Annotated in this window: 24 protein-coding genes; 4 read left to right on the top strand and 20 right to left on the bottom strand. The window is 40.5% G+C overall.

Annotation, left to right across the window (positions count from 1 at the left end):
* Nucleotide 1: 1 nt before the first annotated feature.
* From flhA to A7967_RS02320, 18 genes are all read right to left on the bottom strand, one after another.
* On the bottom strand, nucleotides 2-2,110 hold the full coding sequence (gene flhA / locus A7967_RS02405; RefSeq protein ID WP_064435374.1) for a flagellar biosynthesis protein FlhA: 2,109 nt from the start codon (nucleotides 2,108-2,110) through the stop codon (nucleotides 2-4).
* A gap of 93 nt (nucleotides 2,111-2,203) precedes the next feature.
* Complete coding sequence (gene flhB, locus A7967_RS02400) at nucleotides 2,204-3,334, bottom strand: flagellar biosynthesis protein FlhB (protein WP_064435373.1); 1,131 nt, start codon at nucleotides 3,332-3,334, stop codon at nucleotides 2,204-2,206.
* A gap of 9 nt (nucleotides 3,335-3,343) precedes the next feature.
* Nucleotides 3,344-4,123 (bottom strand): flagellar biosynthetic protein FliR, encoded by a 780-nt coding sequence (fliR, locus tag A7967_RS02395; RefSeq protein WP_054203303.1) that lies wholly within the window; start codon nucleotides 4,121-4,123, stop codon nucleotides 3,344-3,346.
* A gap of 1 nt (nucleotide 4,124) precedes the next feature.
* A complete protein-coding gene (locus A7967_RS02390; protein WP_054203304.1) occupies nucleotides 4,125-4,394 on the bottom strand; it encodes a flagellar biosynthetic protein FliQ in 270 nt (89 codons plus the stop codon).
* 44 nt (nucleotides 4,395-4,438) lie between these two features.
* On the bottom strand, nucleotides 4,439-5,179 hold the full coding sequence (fliP, locus tag A7967_RS02385) for a flagellar type III secretion system pore protein FliP (protein ID WP_054203305.1): 741 nt from the start codon (nucleotides 5,177-5,179) through the stop codon (nucleotides 4,439-4,441).
* A gap of 1 nt (nucleotide 5,180) precedes the next feature.
* The gene (gene fliO / locus A7967_RS02380; protein WP_054203306.1) at nucleotides 5,181-5,567 is read right to left on the bottom strand and encodes a flagellar biosynthetic protein FliO; all 387 of its coding nucleotides are present in this window, start codon (nucleotides 5,565-5,567) and stop codon (nucleotides 5,181-5,183) included.
* The gene (gene fliN, locus A7967_RS02375; protein WP_054203307.1) at nucleotides 5,564-5,962 is read right to left on the bottom strand and encodes a flagellar motor switch protein FliN; all 399 of its coding nucleotides are present in this window, start codon (nucleotides 5,960-5,962) and stop codon (nucleotides 5,564-5,566) included. Before fliN ends, fliO begins: the two co-directional genes overlap by 4 nt.
* Nucleotides 5,963-5,980: 18 nt before the next feature.
* Nucleotides 5,981-7,072: a flagellar motor switch protein FliM gene (gene fliM / locus A7967_RS02370; protein ID WP_054203308.1), complete on the bottom strand. Its 1,092-nt coding sequence runs from the start codon at nucleotides 7,070-7,072 to the stop codon at nucleotides 5,981-5,983.
* A 9-nt stretch (nucleotides 7,073-7,081) separates the two neighbouring features.
* Nucleotides 7,082-7,606, bottom strand: coding sequence for a flagellar basal body-associated protein FliL (fliL, locus tag A7967_RS02365; RefSeq protein WP_054203309.1), 525 nt, complete (start codon nucleotides 7,604-7,606; stop codon nucleotides 7,082-7,084).
* A gap of 91 nt (nucleotides 7,607-7,697) precedes the next feature.
* Entirely contained in the window at nucleotides 7,698-10,208 is a 2,511-nt protein-coding gene (locus A7967_RS02360) for a flagellar hook-length control protein FliK (RefSeq protein ID WP_054203310.1), read from the bottom strand.
* 134 nt (nucleotides 10,209-10,342) lie between these two features.
* Nucleotides 10,343-10,789, bottom strand: coding sequence for a flagellar export protein FliJ (fliJ, locus tag A7967_RS02355; protein WP_054203311.1), 447 nt, complete (start codon nucleotides 10,787-10,789; stop codon nucleotides 10,343-10,345).
* Nucleotides 10,789-12,123, bottom strand: a complete 1,335-nt coding sequence (gene fliI / locus A7967_RS02350; RefSeq protein WP_064435372.1) for a flagellar protein export ATPase FliI — start codon at nucleotides 12,121-12,123, stop codon at nucleotides 10,789-10,791. Before fliI ends, fliJ begins: the two co-directional genes overlap by 1 nt.
* 18 nt (nucleotides 12,124-12,141) lie before the next feature.
* Nucleotides 12,142-12,960 (bottom strand): flagellar assembly protein FliH, encoded by an 819-nt coding sequence (fliH, locus tag A7967_RS02345; RefSeq protein ID WP_064435371.1) that lies wholly within the window; start codon nucleotides 12,958-12,960, stop codon nucleotides 12,142-12,144.
* A 3-nt stretch (nucleotides 12,961-12,963) separates the two neighbouring features.
* Entirely contained in the window at nucleotides 12,964-14,010 is a 1,047-nt protein-coding gene (fliG, locus tag A7967_RS02340) for a flagellar motor switch protein FliG (protein ID WP_064435370.1), read from the bottom strand.
* Nucleotides 14,003-15,718 carry a flagellar basal-body MS-ring/collar protein FliF gene (fliF, locus tag A7967_RS02335; RefSeq protein WP_054203315.1) on the bottom strand — a complete coding sequence of 572 codons (1,716 nt, stop codon included), beginning with the start codon at nucleotides 15,716-15,718 and terminating at the stop codon, nucleotides 14,003-14,005. The genes fliG and fliF overlap by 8 nt, the downstream gene beginning before the upstream one ends.
* A gap of 20 nt (nucleotides 15,719-15,738) precedes the next feature.
* Entirely contained in the window at nucleotides 15,739-16,071 is a 333-nt protein-coding gene (gene fliE / locus A7967_RS02330) for a flagellar hook-basal body complex protein FliE (protein WP_054203316.1), read from the bottom strand.
* Between the two features lie 154 nt (nucleotides 16,072-16,225).
* Nucleotides 16,226-17,671 carry a sigma-54-dependent transcriptional regulator gene (locus A7967_RS02325; protein WP_064435369.1) on the bottom strand — a complete coding sequence of 482 codons (1,446 nt, stop codon included), beginning with the start codon at nucleotides 17,669-17,671 and terminating at the stop codon, nucleotides 16,226-16,228.
* Nucleotides 17,668-18,780, bottom strand: a complete 1,113-nt coding sequence (locus tag A7967_RS02320) for a sensor histidine kinase (protein WP_054203318.1) — start codon at nucleotides 18,778-18,780, stop codon at nucleotides 17,668-17,670. The genes A7967_RS02325 and A7967_RS02320 overlap by 4 nt, the downstream gene beginning before the upstream one ends.
* Before the next feature lie 139 nt (nucleotides 18,781-18,919).
* Here A7967_RS02320 and A7967_RS02315 point away from each other — a divergent pair, with 139 nt between their 5' ends.
* A complete protein-coding gene (locus A7967_RS02315; protein ID WP_064435368.1) occupies nucleotides 18,920-19,507 on the top strand; it encodes a DNA-3-methyladenine glycosylase I in 588 nt (195 codons plus the stop codon).
* Nucleotides 19,508-19,866: 359 nt separating this feature from the next.
* Here the strand turns inward: A7967_RS02315 and A7967_RS02310 are convergent, their stop codons facing one another.
* Complete coding sequence (locus tag A7967_RS02310; protein ID WP_064435367.1) at nucleotides 19,867-21,303, bottom strand: sigma-54 interaction domain-containing protein; 1,437 nt, start codon at nucleotides 21,301-21,303, stop codon at nucleotides 19,867-19,869.
* 164 nt (nucleotides 21,304-21,467) lie between these two features.
* Nucleotides 21,468-22,253 (bottom strand): flagellin N-terminal helical domain-containing protein, encoded by a 786-nt coding sequence (locus tag A7967_RS02305; protein ID WP_064435366.1) that lies wholly within the window; start codon nucleotides 22,251-22,253, stop codon nucleotides 21,468-21,470.
* A 209-nt stretch (nucleotides 22,254-22,462) separates the two neighbouring features.
* Here A7967_RS02305 and pseB point away from each other — a divergent pair, with 209 nt between their 5' ends.
* The 3 genes from pseB to A7967_RS02290 are packed head-to-tail and all read left to right on the top strand — an operon-like array spanning nucleotide 22,463 to nucleotide 25,809.
* Complete coding sequence (gene pseB, locus A7967_RS02300) at nucleotides 22,463-23,464, top strand: UDP-N-acetylglucosamine 4,6-dehydratase (inverting) (RefSeq protein ID WP_054203322.1); 1,002 nt, start codon at nucleotides 22,463-22,465, stop codon at nucleotides 23,462-23,464.
* On the top strand, nucleotides 23,461-24,615 hold the full coding sequence (gene pseC / locus A7967_RS02295) for a UDP-4-amino-4,6-dideoxy-N-acetyl-beta-L-altrosamine transaminase (RefSeq protein WP_064435365.1): 1,155 nt from the start codon (nucleotides 23,461-23,463) through the stop codon (nucleotides 24,613-24,615). Before pseB ends, pseC begins: the two co-directional genes overlap by 4 nt.
* Nucleotides 24,616-24,654: 39 nt before the next feature.
* On the top strand, nucleotides 24,655-25,809 hold the full coding sequence (locus A7967_RS02290) for a Gfo/Idh/MocA family protein (protein WP_369691052.1): 1,155 nt from the start codon (nucleotides 24,655-24,657) through the stop codon (nucleotides 25,807-25,809).

The following is a 25,809-nucleotide window of genomic DNA, read 5'->3' as shown; positions in this document are numbered from 1 at the left end:
ATTATTGGCCTACTGAGCTGACAATCTTGATCTGTCTTTCGTCTGGTACCTCTTGATAAGACATCACCCGTAACCCTGGTATGGTGTACTTAACAAAACGAGATAACACAGTGCGTAACATTCCTGACGTTAGCAATATCGAAGGTTCACCGGCCATTTCTTGATTTTGATGCGCTTCATTTAATGATTGCTGAAGTCGCTCTGCAAGTCCTGGTTCAATTCCGGCACCTTCGTCGCCTGCATTCTGTAGTGACTGATGCAACATCTGTTCCAACTCAGGCGCCAAGGTTATGACAGGGATTTCTGATGACATACCAACAGCGTCCTGAACAATTAATCTACGCAGTGAAATTCGCACTGCAGCCGTTAATACATCAGGGTCTTGGCTACGTGGGCCATACTCTACTAGGGTTTGTACTATTGAACGCATATCACGTATTGCGACACCTTCATTTAATAAATTTTGTAAAACTTTAACGATTGTTGTCAACGGTAATACATCTGGGACTAAACCTTCAACTAAACGAGGGTGACTCTTAGCTAGCATATCAAGTAAATTTTGTACTTCTTCATGGCCAAGTAGTAAAGCTGCACTATTTGTAAGTAGTTGACTAATATGGGTTGCGACGACAGTGGCAGCATCTACAACGGTGTAACCTAATGATTGCGCTTCATCTTTTTGATCGGGTTTAATCCAAACTGCATCTAAACCAAAAGCAGGGTCTTTCGTCGCAATCCCTTTAATCGCTCCAAACACTTGTCCCGGGTTAATCGCTAACTCGTCACCATGTTTAAGCTCCCCCTCACCACTTGAAACACCCATCAGAGTAATTCTGTATGCGTTTGGATCTAATTCTAAGTTATCGCGAATGTGTACTGGCGGTACCAAAAACCCTAACTCTTGAGAAAGCTTTTTACGTACACCTTTAATTCGATTTAGTAGCTCACCACCTTGTGATTGATCAACGAGCGGAATTAAACGATAGCCCACTTCCAAACCAATAACATCGACTTGCTGAACATCATCCCAGCTAAGTTCTTTTTGCTCTTTTTTATTTGCAACACCTGTTCCTGATGCACCACCGTTCGCTGTTTCAGCTTCTTTTTCCGCTGCGGCTTTGATCTTACTTTGTTGAGTGTAATATGCTAAATACCCCAGTAGTGCACCAAGGCTTAAAAATGCAAAGTGTGGCATGCCTGGCACTAAGCCCATTACAATCAAAATACCTGAGGCGATAAATAGTGACTTTTCATTGCCAAGTTGTTTCTTAAATTGATCACCCATATTGAGCGATTCATTTTGACGGGTTACTACAATGGCCGTACCAATTGAAAGGAGTAATGAAGGTAATTGAGCAACTAGGCCGTCACCAATAGTAAGCAAAGTGTATACTTCCATTGCATTACTAAAACTTAAGTCATGTTGGATCATTCCAACAAATAAACCACCTACAATATTGATAATCAAAATAACGATACCGGCTATGGCATCGCCTTTTACAAACTTACTGGCACCATCCATAGAACCATAGAAATCAGCCTCGCGAGTAACCTCTTCACGACGGTCACGTGCTTGCTCAGCGCTTATAAAGCCTGCGTTCAAATCAGCATCAATTGCCATTTGCTTACCTGGCATTGCATCAAGGGTAAAGCGTGCAGATACTTCTGAGATACGGCCCGCACCCTTAGTGATTACTACAAAGTTGATGATGATCAGAATTAAAAACACCACTAGACCAACTGCGTAATTTCCGCCAATTACTACGGAGCCAAAGGCTTCAATAACTTTACCTGCAGCATCGCCTCCATTATGGCCTTCTAAAAGTACAACTCGAGTGCTGGCAACATTGAGCGCTAAACGCATGATGGTTGCAATAAGAAGTACAGCTGGAAACATGCCAAATTCTACTGGCTTCATGGTGTAAACTGTCACCAATAACACAACTAGTGCTAAAGCTATATTAAACGAAAAAAGAATATCGAGTAAAAATGGCGGTAACGGTAAAATCACCATTCCCAGCGCAGCAAGTACCAGTAAAGGGGTACCTACACCTTTTAAATACTCTTTTTTATCTCTATTAAGTTGTTGTAATACAGCTTTAAATTCCATAATTCTACAATTTCAAAAAATTGACACTACACGGAATTTGCAATAACTATTCCAGTTATTAATTATTTATTAAAATAGGTTAATAACTAAAAATCAATGCTTGTAGGCATCGGGGATGGGGAGGTTTTTATTAAGTTTTGTCGGGCGTTTACCACGGCCTTTTTGAAAGCGCTTAAGCTGAAAGACAAATGCGAGCACTTGCGCTACAGCCGTAAATAATTGATCCGGTATTTGATCGCCCACCTCAGCGGTATGATATAACGCACGCGTAAGCATTGGGGATTCTACAATTGGCACTTCATTACCTAATGCTACTTTTCTAATTTGCATAGCCATCTCATCCACACCTTTAGCAAGCACGATTGGTGCACCTGCACGCTCTGTGTCGTACTTTAATGCAACTGAGTAATGTGTTGGGTTAGTAACAACAACGTCAGCATCGGGCACATCTTGCATCATTCTACGTTGAGACATTTGTCTTTGAGTTTGCCTAATCCGCGCTTTTATTTGCGGATCACCTTCGGAGTTTTTATATTCATCTTTTACTTCCTGTAAAGTCATTTTAAGTTGTTTATGATGAGTATGACTTTGATAAGGAGCGTCTATTGCTGCAATAATTGCCATGGTGCATGTGAGTCCTAAAAACATCCACGCTAAAATTTCTAAAGAATGAAGAATGTTCCCGGGCGCACTCTCAATACTCAGATGTAGAATTTCATCAAAAAAGGTATTAATCAAAAAAACAGCAAAACCGGCGACCACTGTAAATTTTAAAATAGATTTAATCAATTCAACGCCTGCTTGCGGCCCAAGCATGCGTTTAATACCTTTAGCTGGGGACATTTTACTCGCTTTGGGTGCCGCAGCTTCCCAGCTAAAATTGAAGCCGCCTAACAGTGTATTACCAATAATACCCGCTAAAACAATAATAAAAACAAACATCGCCATTGGAAAAACAAGTGCATCGGCAACTTCAGCCCAAACAGAGAACATCTTTGTTGTATCGTATGTTTCACTGCGATTTAAACTAAGCATTCGGCCCATAATATTATACAGACCTTTACCTATATCAGGGCCGTACATTAATAAGGAGATTGCAGAAAAAATCAGAACGAACATGGTACCCAACTCTTTTGAACGGGCTACTTGGCCTTTCTTTTTCGATTCATCAATTTTTTTACCCGTGGGTTCTTCTGTTTTTTCTTGACCTGAATCTTCAGCCATCACTGCCTCCTATGGGGAACAACCAACTAAAGTACACATTAGCTCAACCATTTTTAACCATTGAAATTCAAATTGAGTCATAAAGTTACCAAGGGTAGCCCAAATAATGACTAAACCGGCCACCAATGTAAACGGAAAACCAATTGAGAAAATATTTAACTGCGGGGCTGCTCGGGTCATCACGCCAAATGACAGACTTATAACAAGCATTGCAGTTAAAGGTGCAAGTGAAAGAACTAATGCAGTGGTAAACATCCAGCCCCCCCAAGTAACAATATCCCAATAATGATCAACCGCCCACCACGTACCATCTATTGGTAATACTTGAAAACTATGTACCACCATTTGAATCATCATTAAATGACCATTAAAAACAAAAAAGAGTAAGGTGGCTAAGATTAAATAAAATTGCCCTACTGCTGGCACACTCATACCGTTTGAGGGATCAACTACCGACGCAAAACCAAGGCCTGTTTGCATTGCCAATATTTGCCCTGCTATTACAAAGGTATTTAGCATAAGCAGCGAAGCAAACCCAATTGCAACCCCAATCAACATTTGTTGGATCACCACAAGAACCATTTCAAATGAAAATAAATTATTGAAACTAGCGGGGGGCAGTACTGGGACAACAAGAAAAGTAGTGACTACAGCAAGACCCATTTTTATACGTGTAGGGACATTTTTTGCACCAATACCCGCCATTACCATGATCATTGAGCTAATGCGTACTAGTGGGAGTAAAAAATCGCTGAGCCATTGAATTATTACTGAAAAAGGAAATTCCATATTAACCTGCAATTTCAGGAATAATCAGCACCATGCGTGTAAAAAAATCCATTAACTCTTGCGTTAACCAATGCCCACCGACGATCAGGGCGCTAATCGTAATTAATAAACGTGGTAAAAAACTTAATGTTTGCTCATTAATTGACGTTGCAGCTTGAAACACGGCAACGACTAAACCTATTATCAGACCAGGTACAACGATTGCCGAAACTAATTTAATAACAAGAAACAAAGCGCCACTTAAAATATCAACAAATACTTCTGGTTCCATACTAGCCTCTTAATATTTAAAAGCGCTTCTATTAATAAACATTGTCATTCGCCAAGACCAAAACTTTTTGCCAATGTCCCCATCACTAAACTCCAGCCATCAACAAGTACAAACAACATTATCTTAAATGGCATGGATACAATCATTGGCGATAACATCATCATACCCATGGCCATTAATACTGATGCAACCACTAAATCAACAATCAAAAAAGGAATGAAGAACATGAAACCGATGATAAATGCAGTCTGTAATTCACTGGTGACAAATGCGGGGATAAGTACTATTAATGGTGTATCTTCGGGTGAATCTAATTTATCGTAACCGGCTATTTTTGCAAACGTTTCAATATCTTTAATACGTACTTGTGACAGCATAAATGCTTTCATTGGTTCTTTTGCAAGCTCAAGGGCTTGTACGGATGTTACTTGCTCATTGAGATAAGGCTCAATCGCTTGCTCGTTCACCTTTTGATAAACCGGCGCCATGATAAAAATACTTAAAAATAGTGACATACCTAAAAGTATTTGGTTTGAAGGCGTTTGCTGCAACCCAATTGCTTGACGCAAAATAGCTAATACAACAATAATACGAGTAAATGAAGTCATCATAATAATTGCCGCTGGAATAAAACTCATAGCGGTCATTATCGCAAGTACTTGCAAAGTCACAGAGTATTCTTGTGAACCATCAGCATTGGTAGTGATGTTCAGGGCTTCAATCCCTTCGGCACTTACAGAGGGCACAAAAACAAGGGTAAGAAGAATAAGCAGCCACTTAGTCATATTATAGATTCTTTTTATTTTGATTCGATTGTGGGTTTAGTAACTTGCTAAAGCGTTGTACTAATGCCGGTAACTCTTTTTCTGTTAGCGGGGTTTCGAGTTTATGTAAGTAATTGATGCTATGAGGAGTTACCCCTAGTAAATGCTGACAATTATCAATTTCAACCACCATTAACCGCTCACGAGTACTAAGTGGCAAACTTCTCACAATTTTAAATTCGTCACTGTTAGCAATATTCGGGTTGAGCTTTTTAACCAAAAAAGCCAGTATCACTATCAATACTAGCACCATGACTAATGACATAACCATCGAGATTAAATCGCCAGAAGCGGCAGCTTTCGGTATGACTGAGCTGCTCGCTGTTGATAATAAAAGCCAACTGCTCATCGCAGTTTTTTAATCCGTTCAACCTGGCTTATTACGTCAGTTAAGCGTATACCAAATTTATCATTTACGACGACAACCTCTCCATGCGCGATCAAGGTACCATTAACGAGTACATCTAATGGTTCACCCGCAACGCGATCTAGTTCAACAACCGAGCCTTGGTTTAGCTGAAGTAAATTACGAATATTAATTTTAGATCGCCCAACTTCCATTGAAATTGTAACGGGTATATCTAAAATAGTATCAAGCTTGCGCTTTTCATCGCTGCTCATTTCATGCTTAGCATCACTTAACTCATCAAGTTCAGCAAGTTGTGCATCGCCGCTATCATCGGTGCCTTCTGCTTCAGCTAACGCAGCAGCCCACTCATCCATTGTATCTTGGTCATCGCTCATACATTTAACCCTATTTCTTTACCAGTCTAAATCTACACCATCTGAAAGGTGTAAGTCATCTTCTAGTTCTGCTAATTCTGCATCTGAATCAAGTTTTTTGCCACCTTTAGTAAAGACGTGCAGTTCTGATTTAACTGATTCAGGACGTTTAATTTTTTCACTGATTTGTAAAGCTACATTATCGCGAGAGCGACCCATTTTCGCCCTATAGGTAGGTAAGTCTTCAACAAATACAGTAATATGTTCAGGCATTTCAACTGGAATTATATCGCCAGCTTTAAGTTCCATAATTTGCGCTAAAGTTAAATCAACTTCAAGTAGTTGCGTTGACATTTCAACTTCTACATCCATTATTTCATCGCGCAGCGCCTTACTCCAGCGAAGATCTGTATCTTCTGTATCTGATTGCACACCGGCATCGAGTAGTTCACGAATAGGTTCAAGCATGGAATATGGAAGTGCAATATGAAAATCCCCGCCGCCGCCATCTAATTCAATGTGGAATGAGCTTATTACCACCACTTCTGTGGGGCTCACAATATTCGCCATAGCAGGGTTTACTTCTGAATCAAGATATTCAAATGAGACATCCATAACCGGCGCCCATGCTTCTTTATAATCTTCAAAGATTATTTTTAGTAGCATTTGCACAATACGTCGTTCGGTGGGAGTAAATTCACGGCCTTCTATTTTTGCATGGTAACGGCCGTCACCACCAAAGAAGTTATCCACTAAAATAAATACTAACCGTGCCTCCATGGTGATCAATCCAGTCCCTTTTAGAGGACGAAAACGCACCATGTTCAAACTTGTTGGCACAAATAAAGTGTGGATATATTCACCAAACTTTATCATTTGCACGCCATTTATGGATACTTCTGCCGTACGTCGCATCATATTAAATAAACTGATCCGCATATGGCGAGCAAAGCGCTCGTTAACAATTTCCAACGTTGGCATGCGGCCACGAACAATACGGTCTTGTGAGGAGAAATCATATTGGAGTGTATTACCACTACCATCTTCACCATCTTGTATATCTTCCTCTTCAACATCATCAACACCATGTAAGAGGGCATCAATTTCGTCTTGGGATAATAAATCGCTCACGCTGACCCCTTATTGCATCACAAAGCCGGTGAATAATACCCGCTCAATAACTTTGCTTCCTTCAACATCAGTGAGCGCCGCTTGCACCTTATCAAGGGCAGCAACGCGAAGCGTTTCTTTACCTTCGCTCGTTCCTAACTCATCAGCTGTAGTGGTTGAAAGTACACCCAAAAGTGTACTTTCAATTAAGGGTATATGTTTTTTAGCTGTTTCTTCATTTACATCACCACGTACTAATAATTGTACTTTTATTTGCACTATGCGGTCTCTGCTAGCTCCTGGGACGTTAAATACAAATGGTCGTGGCATTGCAACATATAAAGCACTGCCAACAGAAGCCCCCGATGTTGAACTTTCAGCTTCTTGAGTTGTAACCGTTTCTTCAGCTAATGTTTCTTCTGGTGAATCAGAGCCAGACATTAAGAAAAATCCAACGGCACCACCGATAACAAGCACTGCAGCAGCAATAATAATTATTAGCTTTTTCTTACTCTTACCGCCATCTTCAATTTCTAAATTTGCTTCTTCTGCCATGATGGTTTCCTCTATGCCTTAATAATGGGCATATTACGAGTATCGTATGCCCATCAAGTTATTTATTCTTATGCTTTTATAATAGCAGGTGTTAGGCGTAGTAATCTATTGATGATGTCGATTGTTGTCCTGACATTCTCGTATTTTGCTCAGCTAATGTACTTTCACTCTCATTTTGCTGCTGATTATTTGCATGCTGACCACTTTGCGATTGCTCATCCGCTCCAGATCCATTTTGGCTATTACCTTGCTCAATACTGCTTTCACCTAATTCAATACCTTGTTGAGCTAACATTTCTCGTAATTTTGGCATTGATTGTTCGAGTGCTTCTTTAGCTTGTTGATTCTGTACTACAAAGTTAATTTGTGCTTGCTCTGCGTCGCTGCGAATACGTATTTGCATGCTGCCCATTTCTGGTGGATCAAGGCGAATCTCAGCTTCTTTATTATTGATACTTAATAAGGCACTCACTCGCTCTTGCAATAATTTTGCGGCATCACTTTTCACTATGTTTAATGCTTGGAGTAATGTTGGATCCAAGTTCACTTGTTTTGTTTGCGACGTTGGGCTTGCCTGTTGAGCTTGTAAAACCTGCATATCTGTAATTTCTTGCTGATAACGCTGCTCACTACTTTCAGCTATTGGCGCTGCAAGTGTTGCGACCTGCCCTGTAATTTGTCCAAATAACTGATTGATACGCCCTACTGCTGACTCTCGCGGTAAAACCTGTTCTTTGTTATGACTTTCAAGTAATGCATCTTTTATCACTGCTTGTTGCGTCTCTGATTTTACTACAGCCTCTTGTGTAACTGACTTAATCAATGCCTCTTGCGAAGTCTGAGCTTTGCTAGCCTCTGGACTTGTTACAATGCTTGCAGCTGTACTATTTAAAACTTGAGCACTTTGGGGGGAGATCACTTTTTCTGATTTTTTAGTGTCCGCGGCCACGTGCAATTGATCAAGTTTATCAATAACCGCCGTCACATTATTTAATGCCGCGCCTTTTGGCTGTGCCGTTGCTAAAAACTGTTGTAATTGAGTCCTCAAGGCCTGCTTATCAGCATTATTTAACTGTCCAATCGCAACATCAAGCTCTTTACTTACTTTTTCTGATTGCGACATTAATAATGGTTTTTCAACTGTATTTTGAGCTACTTTTTCATTTTTGTTTACTAACTCAGTAATATATTGTTTAAAGGTATCAAGTTTAGCCGGCGTCACCCCCTCCTCAACTATCACAGCAGCTTGACTCTGAAGGGTTTTACGCTGTTCATCTGTTAGATTAGCTAATACAGGGTTACTTTTTATCTCTGTCGCTGACTGGCTATTAAGTAGTGCTTTACTTGCTTTTTCTATCTCAATATCACTTGGTAATATATTTGCTGCCTTATCCGCAATAGCTGCTTCCTTAACTAAATACTGTGAAGATGATGCCACCTGATTTTTAATTTCTTGCGCTGTATTTGTAAGATTGTTGCTAGTCATTACGCGTTTATCTAGGTTATCTGTAGATGTGTTATTTAGTCTATCCGCTGCGTTATTATCTTTATTAGGCACTTCAACTTTATTAGGTACTTCAACTTTCTGTGTTTTATCGCTTGGTAATATAGAAGCTGTCTGTGTCGCTTTATTTTCGGATACTAATGACGCTGTACTTTGTAACTTATCAAGAGGTATAGGCTTAGCATCTTCCTTAAGCACTAAACCACTTTTATTGTCAGCAGTGTTAGTCTCAACTTGATTTGAGTTGTGAGTTTTTCTTCGTTCAATCAATTCATCTTTTTCATTACTTACTTGAGCACTGACTGTTGGTGCATCTTTGGTGCCTATTGCTGTTATTTGCGGTTCTGCTTTTGCAGTTTGCGTTGTAGTATTAATTACATTTGCTTCGCCATTATTCACTACACCTTGAGCTGTGTTAACAGGCACGCTTTGCGCTGCATCGCCTTTATCTTGAATATCGCCAACAATTGGTTCAACAGGTATTGGCGTAACAGTATCACCTGGTCCTTTATTTATCTTTACATTCAACTGCTTATCAATTGCCTCTGAAATGATAGTCTTCCCACTGATTACGGCTAATCTAGGATCAAGTAATTCACTAGTATCGTCAGCGGGTACAGGTTCAATAATAGGTGTAATATCGTCAATCGGGCGAGGCGCTTTAATATAAGGGATTGAAGGATCAAATTTTTCATGTGTTGCGCGATCTAGCAAATTTCCAATCGAGTTTGCATTGGCCACTTTTGGTGAATTAACTCGTGTATCGATGCTATTAGCTGCATTTATATGAGCAAGCATAGCGTCACCAGAACTATCTACTTTATCATCACTTTCAGCGCTGCTCGCTAGTATATCGCTTTCAATTAATGTAAGTTTTTCTTCGGCCGAGTTTGGTTTAGCTTCAACTGAGTCAGCCTTTGTTTCATCTGTCGCTCGACTAGCCTTCACCTTTAACGTATCAGCATGGCCGCTGGCATTTTGCAAAAGACTAAAAAAATCACTTGCTGTACTTTGCGGATCTTTGGCTTCACTGCCCTTTTTAGTTAGCTGGACATCTTGTTCAGTTGAAATGAGTACTGATAGATCACTAATCGCCATAATTCACCTACATAATAAGTGGCAACTTGCCGCCGCAGCTTGCCAGAATAAATACTTCACTGATAAATAAAGCAAGTTATGTGCCTAAGGTAAAAAAAGCAGAAAATAACTTAGCCTCACTATTACTGCACTCGTTATAAAGCGCGGCGCCTTTGATAAAATTGATTTGACGAAAATTCATCTAACATTTTCTGTTCATTTTTTTGAGCAATAACATTTGCTTTAAGTTGCTGTTTTTCTATTAATTTAGCTACTGCCTTAGCTTTAATTTGTTGCTTTAACCATAGGCTTTGTCGCTGTGATACAACTTGTTTTGCTGTATTTACAGTATTTGCTTGTTGGCGTATTGCTTCTTCTATTTTTGCGATAAAGGCATGATACTGACTAAAACCAGCACTGCTTAAACCTGACTGACCTTTTAAGTGAAGTTGTTGCGTATACTCCAACCGAAAGTCATTCAAACCTTGCAGCTTTTGTTGATTACTTTGCAGATGTTGCTGCGCCTGCAGATAATTCATCCTTAGTGATTCTTCTTTCTCAGTTTCTAGTCTAAGCACTAAATCAAGTTTATTTTTCGTCATTATGCTTGTCCTAATAATTGAGCCAGCCCTTGCAGACCTTCGTCATAGCTGATCACATCTTTCATGCCTTGTTGCAAAAAAGCGTTTACTCTTGGCATCATATTAATAGCTTGATCGAGCATCTGGTCCGTACCTTTTTGATATGCTCCTAAAGTGATCATATCTTTATTCTGTTGATACATAGAATAAACTTGTTTAAGTACTCGAGCTTGCTGCATGTGTGGCTCAGACACAACTTGTGGCATCACCCGTGAAATCGATTTTTCAATATCAATGGCAGGATAATGCCCACTGTCAGCGAGCTCTCGCGATAGTACGATATGCCCATCTAAAATCGCGCGCGCAGCATCCGCAATAGGATCTTGCATATCATCGCCTTCACTCAGCACAGTAAAAAATGCAGTGATAGAACCCTGCCCTTCGCCACCATTACCAGCGCGCTCAACCAAGGCTGGCAGTTTCGCAAATACTGATGGTGGGTACCCCTTTGTGGCAGGCGGCTCACCAACCGCTAACGCTATTTCACGCTGAGCCATTGCATAACGCGTAACAGAATCAAGTAATAGCAAAACATTTAACCCTTGGTCGCGAAAATACTCCGCGATTGTGACGGCACTTTCGCACCCTTTTAGACGCATTAAAGGTGAAGAGTCGGCTGGCGCTGCAACCACAACTGAGCGCTTTCGTCCCTCGACGCCTAAAATTTCCTCAATAAATTCTTTAACTTCTCGTCCACGCTCACCAACTAAACCAACCACAATCACATCAGCCTCAGACCCTCTGGTCATCATCCCTAGTAATACTGATTTACCGACACCAGAACCTGCAAACAAGCCCATTCGCTGGCCTTGCCCTACTGTAATAATTGAATTTATGGCACGCACCCCCACATCCATCGGTTGACTGATAGGCCTGCGAGATAGAGGGTTTATCGTATTTTGTGCAAATTTAAGGTGATGTTCAGCATTGATCGGACCAAGTCCATCTAATGGGCGGCCTAATCCATCGACAACTCGACCAAGTAGACACATACCAACTGGAAGTCCGGTTTCATTAACTTGAGGGATTACACGTGCGCCAGGTAGCACCCCTGAGATATGGTCATTAGGCATGAGATACAATGTTTGGTCGTTAAAACCCACAATTTCTGCATCAACAAAGCCATGCATGGTTTCAATTTTACACTGGCTGCCTACTGGCGCGCGCAAGCCTTTTGCTTCTAAAGTTAAACCAACAACACGCGTTAAAATACCTGCGACCGCAGGGACTGGTACGTGAATATGCTTTTGATATTTTTGTAAACGTTCACTTAAAGGGCGCAATTGACTACTCATAGCAAGCCAGTAATATACTTAGATACCACTACTATGCAAAAAGCTATCCAACGTTTCTTTGACGCGAGTTTTGACTGTCATATCAATTGATGATTGCACTGTCTTAACTTGGCAGCCGCCTCGATCTAAAGTGGGTTCTGGCATTAGTTGCCAGCCACTCGCTGCCAACGCTTCTTCTGTGTAACTATTTTTAATAAGCTCTATGTCTTCTGGGTTTAAATGAATACGCACATTCGATTGCTCTGTACCCAATGCATCTATGCATTGCTTTAAACTATGAAGAACAATATCTGGTGAAATTTTTATTTCTTGGTAAATCAGCGCTTCTGCAAGCATTACTGCTAGTTGCACAAGTTGTTTTTCAGCTGCATCATCAACTTTAGCTAATGGTTCACTCAAACTATCTAGTAGACTTCGCAGGCTTGTTAATTGCTCTTCAATTAACGGTTTTACTTCCTCTTGACCTTGAGTTTTACCTAGCTCTACGCCTTCTTTGTAACCCGCTTCTTTCCCCTCACCAACGCCTTTTTCAAAGCCATCAATATAGCCTTGCTCATGACCTTGTTTTAAACCTTCTTCGTAAGCGTCTTGGCGAATACGCTCTAATTCTGCCATCGTTAACGAAGGGAGTTCAGGCTCTTCAGGTTCAACCTCTGGCTCACTCCTTTGCTGCTCTTTACGATACAGATCAGCAAGCGGTGTACCAAAAGCAGTTGAACGTCCATCATATTTACGCGTATCTTGCGTTACATCTGGAATTGGCCAATTTTCTAATAATTCATCAACCGCTTCTCTTGCATGAAGCGGACGACCTTGATTTGAGCGTGAGTTACTCATCGTTTATAGGAACTCCTCGCCACCGCCACCGCCGAGCATGATTTCACCTGAATCAGCCAAACGTCGCGCAGTTGATAATATTTCTTTTTGTGCCGCTTCAACTTCACTTATTCGCACAGGTGCCATCGCTTCTAAATCATCAGCCAGCATTTCTGCCGCACGTTTAGACATATTACCCAGAATTTTCTCTTTCAGTCCTTCATCTGTGCCTTTAATTGCTTTCATCAATACGTCTTGCTGCACTTCTCGAAGAATGGCTTGGATACCACGATCCTCAACTTCCATTAGATTTTCAAACACAAACATAAGATCTTGGATTTGTTGTGACATTTCTTCATCATGCTCACGTATTGAGTCCATTAACTGACCTTCAACATTCGTATCAAGGTAGTTCATAATATCAGCGGCTGCTTTCAAGCCACCCATTTTCGCAGCTTGCGCGCCAGCTTGACCAGCAAATTGTTTCTCCATGATTTCATTCAATTCTTGCAATGCCGCTGGTTGAACTTCTTCTAAATTAGCAATACGCATGGTTAAATCTAAACGTACTTTTTCAGGGAATTGCGCTAATATTTCAGCTGATTGTTCTGGCTCTAAATACGATAAAACAATGGTTTGAATTTGCGGATGCTCGTTGCGAATAATGTTAGCAACTTGCTTTGAGTCCATCCATTTAAGAGAATCCAGACCTTTAGCACCTGATCCCATTACAATTTGATCAATAAGACTTGCCGCCTTATCTTCACCTAAGGCTGCTGTCAGTGCTTTTTTAATAAAGTCTTCTGATTGGAAGCCTATCGTGCTAAAGCTTTGGATTTGCTCTATGAACAAGTTATGTACTGCGCTGATTTTAGCTTGCGATAGGTCATCTACCGCAGCCATTGCCATACCCACCTTTTGAACTTGCTTAGGTTCAAGATGTTTTAATATTTGCGCAGCATCTTCTTCAGATAAACTCAGCAATAAGATTGCGGCTTTATCTACACCGTCTAATTTATCAACATCAAACGCTATTGGTAGTTGTTTTTGTTCTTGGTCTTGATCAGTCATCTTCTGTTAACCACGCTTTCACAACTTGTGAGGAGAGTTCAGGTTCATTAGCTACAAGGGCACGTACAGCTTTGAGCAAGTCCTCGTCGCCATGTAGGTCTGGTAACTGTAGTGTACCATCACTTGAGAAGCCAACCGAAGCAGAATCAAAATCTTTATTTAGCATATCCAGCGTATTGTCTCCAATATCTACACCTGAACTAAGTGCGTCATCGTCATACTCTTCAAGCGTATCATCTGGGTAGATTAAGCGTTTAAGCATTGGTTTAACAACGGCCATTATAAGCACAACAATGACTAAGAAACCGAGCACTAAACGAACGATCTTCATAAACCAGCTTTGCTCCCAAATTGGTACTTCAATCGCTAACCCCATTTCCTCTCGAACAAAAGGAACGGTCACAACTTCAAGCGCATCACCTCGTTGTAAATCAAAACCTACACCACCTTGCAATAAACGACGAATATTTGACAGCGCTTCGATTGAGCGAGGCACCATGGTCGTTTCACCATTTTCCCCTGCTGTTGCTAAGTAATCTACCGCAACAGAAACACTGATACGACGTATCACACCTGTTTGCTGACGTTTATGAGAAATTGTGGTATCTAATTCGTAATTTCTTGTTGCTTCTTTATGACTACGACTTGGTGAAGTACCTGAGCCAGCTCCGCCTTGACCTGCTACTTCTGGTATGTCTGAATTTGCAGGAGGTTGGTTTGACAAAGCACCAGGTATGCCGATTGCAAGACCACCGATGTTACTTTCTTCAAATGTTGTTTCACTTCTCACTGCCGGTAAATCAGGATTATAACGTTTTTGGGTTTCTTCAATTGAACTGAAATCCATGCTTAAATCTACTTGCGCAGTATAATTGCCCAAGCCCAGTACTGGAATTAGAATGCTATCAATTTTTTCGAGGTATTCCTGCTCACGTTTGCGCTCTACTTCATATTCTTTACGTGAGCGTGACGCAAGTGAACTTTGTGAACCAGAATTTAATAATCGACCATTTTGATCTGTAACTGTAACTCGTGCAGGTTCCAAGCCTTGAACCGCTGACCCTATAATATCAACAATAGAATCAACTTCTTCACTACTAAGCATACGTCCACGCTTAAGTGTTAGCACAACGGTTGCTGATGGTTTTTTCTCACGACGAGCAAACACATTTTCTTTTGGGATGGCTAGTAATACTTTGGCGCGGGTAACATTTTTTAGTTCTTCAATAGTTCGTGCAAGCTGTTGCTCACGACCGTGCTTTAAACGTTCACGCTCTAAACGTTGGCTTACACCAAAACCCATATCTTGCATGATAATATCAGTACCAGAATTTGGGGATTGCTCTAACCCTTCTCGAGTCATTAATAATTTAATGCTTTGATATTCGCCTTCTTCAACAGAAATAACGTTACCATCGAGCTGATATTCAATTTTTTGTGCATCTAAAAAGTCGAGAGTTTGGATAAGCTCTTCTGTTGGCATTTTTCCAAGTGGTCGCATATCTGGTTGTTTTGCCCAAATAATCACAAAAATTGCAATCGCAAGACAAATAGCTAAAGCAATCAGCAGTGTTGCTTGACGTAATATATCAACACCATTAAGAGCACTTAAATAGCCTGACTTTTGTTCTTGTTGCTCTTCACTATCGTTTTGGTCGATACCGCCACCAGCTAAAGCAAGATCTGTTGATTGATTAGATTGCGCCACAATAATTCTCCACTACCTAGTTAAACAGGCATGTTCATGATTTCTTTGTAAGACTCTACAAGCTTATTACGAACCTGAACGGTCGCTTCAAAAGCGACAGATGATTTCTGTGATGCGATCATCACTTCAGCTAACGAAACACTGCGGTCCCCCATTTCTAAGGCCGTCACCTTTTGTTTCGCTTCTTTTTGATGGCCATCGACCGTATTTAACGCGCTAGTAAGTAAATCACCAAATTGTGCTGATGACGTTGGTTGCGCTTCAGTTGGTATGTTATTTACTTGATTACCACGGCTTGTTTCAAGAGCCATGGATTGCATTTCTTGGAATAATGCACTGTTTTCAATTTTCATAATGATCTCTGACGATACAATTTACTTATAACTAGATAAAGCACAAAACGTGCCACAAATAATCATTAAAATACAGTTAGTTACAGTTTAATTTAACTTGTCAGAGTTTTGACGGAAGAACGCTCAGTGAGCACTGAGCGTATATTTATAAAAGTTAGGCTGGTAATGCAATACCTAAGTCACGCATTTGCGCCAATTTATAGCGTAATGTTCGCGGACTGATCCCTAAAGTCTCAGCAACATCTTTTCGCTTACCTTGACAGCGAGAAAGCGTTTCTAAAATAATGCGATGTTCTTTATCTTTTAATTCATCTTTGTAGCTGCCAGAGTCCGTACTAAGCAATGGCTCACTGTGTGTTGCTTTTGCTTTAATTGCCGGCACTTGTACGTCGTAATACGCTTCATTACTCAATGAGCTTGCTGTGTCAGCAGGTAATGGATTGCTAGCTAAAGCGGTGGTTAATGGAGCCGTTGTTAGATTTTCGATAAAAATAGCATTTTCATCGATCACATCACCGTGGCGCAGTATTAATGCGCGCTGGATCACATTATCAAGCTCACGCACATTACCAGGCCAAGCGTGTGATAATAATTTATCCTGCGCTGATAGACTAAGTTGTGCCATTGGCTCTTTGCTTTTACTAATATGACGCTCAATTAAATGCTTTGCCAATATAATAATATCACCAGGGCGCTGACAAAGTGGGCGCCACATCAATGGAAACACATTTAAACGGTAATAAAGATCTTCTCTAAATTGATGCTCACTTACGGCCTCTTTTAGGTCACGGTTACTAGTGGCTAATACTCTAACATCCAATTTAATCGTTTTTCGACCACCTAAACGTTCAACTTCACGCTCTTGGAGTACACGTAGTAGCTTAGCTTGCAGGCTTAAATCCATTTCGGTGATTTCATCAAGTAAAATCGTACCACCTTGTGCTTGCTCAAATTTCCCAGGGCAAGCTTGAATTGCACCTGTAAATGCGCCTTTTTCATAACCAAATAAGGTCGCTTCAAGCATATTCTCTGGGATCGCAGCGCAATTAATTGCGACAAAAGGCTGATCTGCACGATCTGATTTATCATGAATAAACCGTGCTAATACTTCTTTACCTGAGCCACTTGGGCCTAACACCATTACACTGGCATCAGATTTAGCAACTTTACAAGCAAGCTCTAATAATTGAATACTGCTCGGATCTGCGACAATTGGGCCATCCGTTTCTTTTTCTGGTTCTGGTAAATAGCGGCTCACCATATTGAGTAACACTTCTGGCGCAAATGGCTTAGCCATATAATCAATCGCACCTAAACGCATTGCCTCAACCGCATCATCGATTGTTGCATATGCTGTCATCATCAATACTGGTAAATCAGGGTGATTTAAATTAATGCTCCGCAATAAATCAAGACCACTCATCGCCCCCATTTGCACATCACTTACGACTAAAGAAAAGCTATCTTTTTTCAATAAAACCATTGCTTGTTCAGCGCTATCAGCCGCAACACAATCAATTCCTGACATTTCTAACGTGTCGATCAAAGCCTCTCGAAGCCCTGCATCATCTTCTACAACTAAAATCGTATTGTTACTCATATGACCTCCACTGACTTTGATTCTGCACAAATAGGCAGCAGCAAGCTAAAGCAAGCACCGCCCTGTGTATTATTAGCAACATCAACTCGCCCTTGGTGAGCAATTGTCACTGAGCTAACCACTGCTAAGCCCAACCCTGTGCCTTGGCTTTTAGTGGTATAAAATGGTTCAAATAACTTATCAGCTTGCGTTAAATCAATACCGGGACCATTATCATTAACACTGATCCGGACAAACTCAGGCTCATCTTCATCACGTTGCGCACTTACGTAAACTTTCGCGCCAGCACCAATAACTTGGATACTATTATGAACAAGGTTTTGAATAGCACTCGCCAACGCCGTTTTATTACCGACAATTTCAACATCAGGATCCGGTAGGCTAACCTCAAGTTCGCAATTGTTTAGTGCAACCATCGCATCAGCACCCATTTTCACTTCTGTTAATAGCTGCTGCATAGACACCTGCTCTACCACTTGCTGATCGCCGCTTTTTGCAAATAACAGCATATCGTTCACCTGCGTTTCGAGATCTTTTAACCGTGACATTAATTTTGTATGAAAACTGCCTCGAGAGCTTTCAGGTAAACGCTTGGATCCTAAATTAGCGGCATATAACATAGCCGCAGATAATGGTGTACGCACTTGATGAGCTAAAGATGCCACCATTTTACCCAGTGCACTCAAACGTTGCATATGTGCAACTCGTGTTTGTAAACGACGCGTTTCAGTTAAATCTGTCATTAAAATTAACTGTCCAGGCTCTGGTGTCAACGCCGTTATTTCTAATTTAATTAAGCGACCATCTTTGAGTGATACTTCATGACCATCATCCTGCTGAGGTCGAAAAGAGCGCTGGATCACGCTAAACCACTTTTCACCTTCAAGTGGCTCGCCAAGCATATCAATCGCTATTTGATTGGCTTTTGCGATCATGCCTCTGGCATCTAGCACCACAACTCCCGCAGGCATAGTATCAACTAAGTGGCTTAACCAGCTGGCTTGTTGACGCAGCTCACTAAGCTCACCCACATACTCTTCTTGCTGAAGGCATGGGTTATATTGGGTAGCTGTGATAAATTGTGGTTTCAAGACATTAGCTAAGGCCATAATCGATACTCTTATAAATCGTTTCTAACGAGTTAAATGCACGATTCATACCACTATTATTAATGTTTATTTTCATAATGTTAGCTTTAAATTTGCGCGACAAAAAAATGACATCGGTTTTAAAAGAAAGGATTATTCAATGAGTAAAGAAAATGCATGTCGCTGCCCTTGGCTCGATACCAGTAAAGAAGACTATGTTAAATATCACGACTATGAATGGGGCGTGCCACTTTATAATGACCAAAAACTGTTTGAGTTTATTACCCTTGAATCAGCACAAGCAGGATTAAGTTGGTATACAATTTTAAAAAAACGCAGTGGCTATCGTCGTGCTTTTTTAGATTTTGATGTAGAAAAAGTCGCGTTAATGAACGAACACGATATTGAACGATTAATGCTTGATGAAACAATTGTTCGCAACCGGCTAAAAATTGCAGCGACAATAAATAATGCAAAACGTTTTATCGAAATTCAGCAAGAGTTTGGTAGCTTTAGTCACTACCAATGGCAGTTTGTGGGTGGTAAGCCGTTAGTAAGTGATTTAGACAAACTCAGTGACTACCCCGCGATTACCGAGGCATCAACTGCGTTTGCAAAAGATTTAAAAAAACGAGGTTTTAAATTTTTAGGGCCAACCACCGTGTACGCCCATATGCAGGCCTGTGGCATGGTAAACGATCACAGTAATGACTGTTTCCGCAAAGCTGAGATTATTGAGCAATACTAGACGCTAGAGAATATTCTCTTTGTACAAAATAACTTTAAGCTGAGTAAAAAGAGTTTAAAGAAGAAAACCCTAGGACGTGCTTTAGCGCGTTAGGTTAATTTTCAACAAGCAAAACATATGAGAAACAAATTTCCGTCTATGGGGTATATACCCAAGCCACCTCAAGATGCAGACTTCAGCGTTTCACAGGGGCTTAATATCAAGGCGTTACTTTGCAACAATGGCAGTCCCTTTTAAGAAGTAACAACGATGAGAGTAAGCGCCTGTGAAACGCCCAATGGGTTGGTTTACAGTTCGCGATGTAAAATCGCTGCTACTGAGTCGAACTTCAGTTACTAAGAAGATGAAACTACCCCGAATTAATCTCGTGATAAGTTATATTTTTTCATCTTTTCAACTAAGGTTGTACGGCGTACCCCTAAAATTTCGGCTGCACGTGCTACCACATAATCATAACGCTCTAAGGCCTGAGTGATCAGGCTTATTTCTAATTCTGCCAAATAATCCTTTAACTCAATTCCCTCATTGGGAAGTAAATCAACTGAAGACTGACTAACTTCAACATCAGGTTCATCATCATAATCACTAAAACCTGTGCTAAAGATATCATTAAATGCATCACGTTCCATTAATTCTTCTGGGTACTGTGGTTCGTATGCTTCTACTTCAATATAACGGTATTTGGCTGGTAAATCGGGGATATCAACGACTTTATCAGGGAACATTATGACCATACGTTCCACTAAATTTGCTAGTTCACGAATATTACCTGGCCATGCATGTTCCTTTAAGCTATCAATTGCCCGCTCTGTAAATTTAGCAGTTGTACCACTTTGTTCATTTACACGACGCATTAATTCTTTCAGTAATAATGGGATGTCATCTGCGCGCTCATTAAGCGATGGGTTTTCAATTGGAAAGACATTTAAACGATAATATAAATCTTCGCGAAAGCTCCCTTGCTCAATCATCATCTCAAGGTTTCTATGCGTTGCCGCGATTACGCGAACATCAGCTTGAATTGCCTTAGTGCCACCAACCCTTTCGTAACTTCGCTCTTGTAACACACGCAAAAGCTTCACTTGCATTTGAAGCGGCATATCACCAATTTCATCTAAAAAGAGTGTTCCGCATTGAGCAAGTTCAAAACGCCCTTTACGAGCAGAAATAGCCCCCGTAAACGCCCCTTTTTCATGGCCAAACAATTCACTCTCTAATAACTCGGCAGGTATGGCACCACAATTGACTGGTACAAATGGTCCTGAGTTGCGCTTAGAAAGCAAATGTACATTACGAGCCACAACTTCTTTACCTGTGCCTGACTCACCTAATATAAGTACGTTTGCATCAGTTTTCGCCACTTGCTCAATCAAAAAACGCACATCTTTAACAGCTTCTGTTTCACCGACTAACCCATCAAAGGTTTTATGTGGTTTTGCGTGCTTATGTTCATTTGGCAGCATCCGTTGATACTGTTGGCAATCATGCAGTAATTGAGTAGTCACATCATGAGTAAACGGCTCACAGATAAGGCCGACTACATTAGCAATACTTAGTAATGGTTTAAGTGTTTCGCCAATCAATAAAAAGGGAAGTGTCGGGTATTTTTTAATTACAGCTTCATGCTCAAGGTCATTGAGTGCACCAAGAATAACCATGCACTCTTTTTTATCAAAGCTGGAACATATCTGCTCAAAATTTTGTTCATCAAGTAATTGCACCGCTTCACCAATGAAAGTAAGCGCCGCATTTAAGCCTATCGCACGATTATTATTATTATCTAAAATCAAGATCATTATTGGCGAGCCACAATTACTACAAAAAAGATTGATACATTAAATTGTAAGCGACTTTGGGAGGGATGCAAGCACTAAGCGGCAGTTTTTTGACATCAATGCCAAAAAACAGACGCCTAGTTAACTATAAGTAATACTTAATAATTACTGTTTCAATATAACGGTTATAACAAACCTAAAATAGATTCTGCAGATTGGTTTGCTTGCCCACGAAGTGCAATAGATGCTTGCGCTAAAATATCGTTAGATACCTGCTGAGAAATAGCCTGCGCATAATCGGTATCTTGAATTCGACTTTTACTCGCGGCAATATTTTCATTTTGCTCGCCCAGTCCGCGAATGGTACTTGAAAGCGTATTTTCAAATGCACCAAGCTCTGCACGCTGACTATTAATTTCATCTGCAGCTTGATCACTAATATCAATCGCAGCTTGCGCGCCAGCTTGGGTCGAAATGTCAATACCCGCAACCACGCTAGCAATACTCCCATTGCCAGGAGTTACACTTTGCGTAGTATTCGCATCTGGCCCAACTTGAAACGATACTGCCTGACCATCAAATAATGGTTTACCACCAAATGATGCATTCTCAAAGGTGTCTGTTATTTGACTTTGTAATTGCACAACTTCATCTTGTAAAGCTGCGCGATCATTATCATTCAACGCGCCATTACCTGCTTGAATAGAGAGTTCACGAATACGTGACACGGCATAATTAACTCCAGATAAATTAGATTCTGTTGCTTGTGAGTAAGAAATGCCATCATAAGCATTACTCACGGCTTGCCCATACCCATCTTGTTGGGAGGTCAAACGGTCTATAATCTGTAACGCAGCTGCGTCATCAGCCGCAGAGTTTATTTTTTTACCCGTAGCAAGTTGTTCTGCAAGCTTATTTCCAGTTTGCTGTGTTTGGTTTAAAAAACTAGTAGATGGTGATTGAATTTTCATAGCAGGCTCCGACACACTGATTGGTTAAATTATAGCTTAATTTGCCAAATTTTACACTTTGTACCATGGTTAAATTAAATTAACTTGGCATCTTGCTTGCTAACCAACTAAGTTAATAGGTAAAGTACTGAGATGTGTAATGAATTTCACTTTTGCGTATTTAACTTTTATAAACAACTACGCCAATGATAAATAACTTGGGTAACACTATGTTCGATAACAAAACAATTTTAATAACCGGTGGTACCGGATCATTCGGTAAGAAATACGTAAAAACCTTGCTCGAGCGATATAACCCTAAAAAGATTATAATTTTCTCTCGTGATGAGCTAAAACAATTTGAAATGCAACAAGAATTTAATCAACCATGTATGCGATATTTTATCGGCGATGTTCGCGATAAAGATCGCTTAAGAAGAGCCATGCGCGGTGTAAATTACGTTATTCATGCAGCAGCTCTTAAGCAAGTTCCCGCCGCTGAATACAACCCAATGGAATGCATAAAAACAAATATCAACGGCGCTGAGAATGTAATTGATGCAGCGCTGGACAACGATGTTGAAAAAGTTATTGCTCTATCTACCGATAAAGCAGCTAACCCAATTAACTTATACGGCGCCACTAAATTGGCGTCGGATAAGCTATTTGTTGCCGCCAATAATATTGCTGGCGGAAATCGCACCACATTTTCAGTTGTGCGTTACGGTAATGTTGTTTGTTCACGCGGCTCTGTTGTCCCAATTTTTCAAAAGTTTATTGAGCAAGGCCAAGATCACATCCCCATAACACATGAAGAAATGACGCGCTTTTGGATAAGCCTGCAACAAGGTGTAGATTTTGTTTTAACGAACTTTGAACGCATGTTAGGTGGAGAAATCTTCGTGCCTAAAATACCGTCAATTCGTATTACCGACTTAGCTAAAGCAATGGCACCTGACTTACCCGTTAAAATTATCGGTATTCGCCCCGGTGAAAAATTGCATGAAATTATGTGCCCATCTGATTTATGCTTTGATACCTATGAGTTTGATGATCATTTTGTGATTGCTCCTGGTATTAAATTTAGTAGCCGGTGCAATGATTTCGACACCAACGCATTAAATGAACAAGGTAAGAAAGTCGAGGTTGGGTTTGAATATAACTCTTTAAGTAACCCTCATTTCTTAACGATAGAAGAAATAGATGCTTTTAATATTCAGGCACTTATATGATCCCATACGGTAAACAATTTATCGACCAAACTGATATTGATGCGGTAGTCGATGTTTTAAAGTCAGATTGGCTCACTCAAGGCCCTAAAGTGCCAGCATTTGAAGATGCTGTTGCTAGTTATTGTAAGGCAGAGCATGGTGTAGCTGTTAATAGTGCAACATCAGCATTACACATAGCTTGTTTAGCGCTTGACGTTGGTAGTAACGATATAGTGTGGACATCCCCTATTTCATTTGTTGCTTCAGCAAACTGCGCTTTGTATTGCGGAGCTAAAATTGATTTTGTTGATATTGACTTAAACACTGGCAATATGTCAGTTTTTGAGCTTGAAAAAAAATTGCTTCTAGCAGAACAAAACAATTGCTTACCTAAGGTAGTGATCCCCGTTCATTTAGCGGGTCAATCATGCGATATGCAAGCTATTTATAAACTTGCTCTAAAATATGACTTTAAAATTATTGAAGATGCCTCTCATGCTATAGGTGCTAAGTATTTAGATAAACCCGTAGGCTGTTGTGAGTTTTCAGATATTTGTGTATTTAGCTTTCACCCTGTAAAAATCATCACAAGTGCAGAAGGCGGCATGGCCGTCACCAATAATCAAGAGCTAGCAAAGCGCTTAAGAAAATTAAGAAGCCACGGTATCACATCTGATCCAACCGAAATGACCGAGCCAAGTCATGGCCCTTGGTACTACCAACAAGTAGAGCTTGGTTTTAATTACCGAATGACTGATTTGCATGCCGCATTAGGTATTAGCCAGCTAAGTAAAGTTGATGAGTTTGTTAACCAGCGCCACTTTTTAGCTCAAATATATGATACACACCTAGATCTTAATCTGATCCGCCCATTACATCAAAGTGATACCTGCTATTCCGCTTATCATTTATATATAGTTCAGCTTAAAGATAGCGATATAACTCGCCATAAAAACGTTATAACCCAACTTCGGGCTGTCGGGATTATTGGCCATCTGCATTATATCCCAATACATTTACAACCTTATTATCAAGCTATGGGCTTTAGTGTTGGTGACTTCCCTAATGCTGAAAAGTATTATCAAGGGGCAATCACCCTTCCCTTACATCCAACGTTGCAAGAGCAAGAAGTACATTTTGTACTTAACACCTTACAGCAAATCTTAAATTAAAGTTTTTAACTTTTTTGACGATATAAAACATATCATTTAATGAAACATGAGGCTGCTATGCTACACACTCACCCAACGTTCAAACTCGCTTTTATCGGTGGGGGTAACACGTCTGCGGTTGGATACGTACACTTTTGTGCAGCACACATGGATCATAAGTTTCAAGTTGTTGCTGGTGCTTTTTGTCGTAACCAAGAAAACAACAAAGCGACAGGCATTCATTGGGGTATATCTTCAGATCGTGTCTACGATGATTGGAAACACATGGTCGAAGCTGAGAAAGATCACATTGATGCGTTTGTAGTGCTCACTCCAACACCTCATCATTTAGAAGTTCTACAATACCTATTTGAAAAAAAGCTTCCTGTGATCTGTGAAAAAGCCATGGTTTGCGGCCCGAAAGAAATTGCTGCACTAAGACCATACTATGACCCTGAAAAGCAATTTTTAGCGGTAACCTTTAACTACAGTGGTTATGCTATGGTGCGGGAGTTAAAGCACCTAATTAATTCAGGAAAGTTAGGTGAAATTCAAAAAATTCATTTAGAAATGCCACAAGAAGGCTTTCGCCGACCTCCTGATATTGCTGGTAAAACGTCGCAACCGCAAGCCTGGCGCCTGCAAGACGCTGAAGTGCCAACAATATGTCTAGATTTAGGTGTACACCTTCACCACCTAAGTAGTTTTTTATTAAATGAAGAACCAAGTCACACACTCGCAGAGTTTAGTAACCACTCTCAATATGCTCATTTAGTCGATGACGTACACATGCTCGTAAAATACGCCAGTGGCATTAAAGGTAGCATGTGGATGTCAAAAACAGCTATTGGTCATCGTAATGGGTTACAAGTTAGAATTTATGGCGATATTGGCAGTGCCAAGTGGCTACAATTAAACCCTGATGAATTAGAACTTAACTTTAACGATGGTAGACGAGAAATCCTCGACCGTGCAGGTCAATGTGATTATGCTCATCAATTTAGATATAACCGAATGAAACCAGGACACCCAACTGGCTTTGTTGAAGCGTTTGCCAATTTATATAGCGATATAGCCCAAGATCTCGCGTCTTTTCAACAAGGTCAAACAAGCAGCAACTCATACGTGTTTGGTTTAGAGCATGCCGCTGATGGCTTAAAGCTATTTGCTGCCGCAAAGCGCTCAACACAAACGTTAAGTTGGGAAGATGTGTAA

The sequence above is a fragment of the Pseudoalteromonas neustonica genome, assembly GCF_001653135.1.
Classification (GTDB): Bacteria; Pseudomonadota; Gammaproteobacteria; order Enterobacterales; family Alteromonadaceae; genus Pseudoalteromonas; species Pseudoalteromonas neustonica.
This window is presented reverse-complemented; position numbering and strand designations above follow the sequence as displayed.

Excerpts from the sequence above, each read along its gene's own strand:
- flhA (WP_064435374.1), bottom strand. The coding sequence starts at position 2,110 with ATGGAATTTAAAGCTGTATTACAACAACTTAATAGAGATAAAAAAGAG.
- flhB (WP_064435373.1), bottom strand. The coding sequence starts at position 3,334 with ATGGCTGAAGATTCAGGTCAAGAAAAAACAGAAGAACCCACGGGTAAA.
- fliR (WP_054203303.1), bottom strand. The coding sequence starts at position 4,123 with ATGGAATTTCCTTTTTCAGTAATAATTCAATGGCTCAGCGATTTTTTA.
- A7967_RS02390 (WP_054203304.1), bottom strand. The coding sequence starts at position 4,394 with ATGGAACCAGAAGTATTTGTTGATATTTTAAGTGGCGCTTTGTTTCTT.
- fliP (WP_054203305.1), bottom strand. The coding sequence starts at position 5,179 with ATGACTAAGTGGCTGCTTATTCTTCTTACCCTTGTTTTTGTGCCCTCT.
- fliO (WP_054203306.1), bottom strand. The coding sequence starts at position 5,567 with ATGAGCAGTTGGCTTTTATTATCAACAGCGAGCAGCTCAGTCATACCG.
- fliN (WP_054203307.1), bottom strand. The coding sequence starts at position 5,962 with ATGAGCGATGACCAAGATACAATGGATGAGTGGGCTGCTGCGTTAGCT.
- fliL (WP_054203309.1), bottom strand. The coding sequence starts at position 7,606 with ATGGCAGAAGAAGCAAATTTAGAAATTGAAGATGGCGGTAAGAGTAAG.
- A7967_RS02360 (WP_054203310.1), bottom strand. The coding sequence starts at position 10,208 with ATGGCGATTAGTGATCTATCAGTACTCATTTCAACTGAACAAGATGTC.
- fliJ (WP_054203311.1), bottom strand. The coding sequence starts at position 10,789 with ATGACGAAAAATAAACTTGATTTAGTGCTTAGACTAGAAACTGAGAAA.
- fliI (WP_064435372.1), bottom strand. The coding sequence starts at position 12,123 with ATGAGTAGTCAATTGCGCCCTTTAAGTGAACGTTTACAAAAATATCAA.
- fliH (WP_064435371.1), bottom strand. The coding sequence starts at position 12,960 with ATGAGTAACTCACGCTCAAATCAAGGTCGTCCGCTTCATGCAAGAGAA.
- fliG (WP_064435370.1), bottom strand. The coding sequence starts at position 14,010 with ATGACTGATCAAGACCAAGAACAAAAACAACTACCAATAGCGTTTGAT.
- fliE (WP_054203316.1), bottom strand. The coding sequence starts at position 16,071 with ATGAAAATTGAAAACAGTGCATTATTCCAAGAAATGCAATCCATGGCT.
- A7967_RS02325 (WP_064435369.1), bottom strand. The coding sequence starts at position 17,671 with ATGAGTAACAATACGATTTTAGTTGTAGAAGATGATGCAGGGCTTCGA.
- A7967_RS02320 (WP_054203318.1), bottom strand. The coding sequence starts at position 18,780 with ATGGCCTTAGCTAATGTCTTGAAACCACAATTTATCACAGCTACCCAA.
- A7967_RS02315 (WP_064435368.1), top strand. The coding sequence starts at position 18,920 with ATGAGTAAAGAAAATGCATGTCGCTGCCCTTGGCTCGATACCAGTAAA.
- A7967_RS02310 (WP_064435367.1), bottom strand. The coding sequence starts at position 21,303 with ATGATCTTGATTTTAGATAATAATAATAATCGTGCGATAGGCTTAAAT.
- A7967_RS02305 (WP_064435366.1), bottom strand. The coding sequence starts at position 22,253 with ATGAAAATTCAATCACCATCTACTAGTTTTTTAAACCAAACACAGCAA.
- pseB (WP_054203322.1), top strand. The coding sequence starts at position 22,463 with ATGTTCGATAACAAAACAATTTTAATAACCGGTGGTACCGGATCATTC.
- pseC (WP_064435365.1), top strand. The coding sequence starts at position 23,461 with ATGATCCCATACGGTAAACAATTTATCGACCAAACTGATATTGATGCG.
- A7967_RS02290 (WP_369691052.1), top strand. The coding sequence starts at position 24,655 with ATGAAACATGAGGCTGCTATGCTACACACTCACCCAACGTTCAAACTC.